Below are 775 nucleotides of genomic sequence, written 5' to 3'. Positions count from 1 at the left end.
AAACCCTCCTGGCCGGCGCGCCGCCAGTGTATTTTGCATCCTCGGAATTGTCTCCGTCATTTCCGGGCTATGTCGAAGGCGCAATCGTGGCTGGGCGCATTGCTGCACAGAAAATCCTCTCGGAATTTAATCCGCAATAATCAAAAGCGCCTCAGGGTCGCAGCTGAGGCGTCTCAAGCTGGCGACCGGACGTCGCCGGGCCACAGCGGCGGCGTGATTTGATCCCGTGAACATGCGACTGCATGAAACAGTCCGGCAAAGATCGCCCTCGCCCTCGCATGACCGAATATGCCCGGTACTGCCCGAGTTCCGGTTTCAAATCTGTTACACGGTCAGATTGCGTGCGTCGTTCGTCCGTTACCGGGTGCGGCTAAGTTCGTTTCAACAGAAAAAAGAAATCAATGAAGGGAATGGCGATGTATACGAAAATCCAGACTGCCTACAAGCGCAATGATCGGCGGCCGAAGCTGGCGCTGCGCCGGCGCGCCAACGACCATCCGATGGCGCTGTTCGTGGTGCTGGGCGCCGCCGCATTCGTCGGCATGGCGTTCGCGCCGACGGTTGGTCCGGCCTTTGCTTCACTGAACCCGCCGGCAAATATCGTCGACGGCGCGCCGACCACGACAAAGACCGCGCGCCTGCCGATGCCGGAGATCGATTTTGTCTGCAAGGGGCAAGCCTGGGGCGCCGAAAGTGCGGACTGCCTGCGCGTCATCGCCGAGCAGTCCGGAATCCAAAAGGCTCGCGCGGTCCGCGTGATCGCCAATGCCCCGCC

1 protein-coding gene and 1 pseudogene are annotated in these 775 nt (G+C 60.8%); both read left to right on the top strand.

The features are described from left to right. A pseudogene (locus tag EOA86_RS41640) lies at window positions 1-217 on the top strand (FAD-dependent oxidoreductase); the annotation flags it as partial. A gap of 199 nt (window positions 218-416) precedes the next feature. After that, window positions 417-775: hypothetical protein (locus tag EOA86_RS36890; protein ID WP_128345852.1), on the top strand; the 359-nt coding region annotated here is incomplete at its 3' end.

This window comes from Mesorhizobium sp. M5C.F.Ca.IN.020.32.2.1 (assembly GCF_004023105.1).
GTDB lineage: Bacteria > Pseudomonadota > Alphaproteobacteria > Rhizobiales > Rhizobiaceae > Mesorhizobium > Mesorhizobium wenxiniae.
The sequence above is the reverse complement of the archived record's forward strand: the minus strand, read 5'-3'. Positions and strand labels throughout refer to the sequence as shown.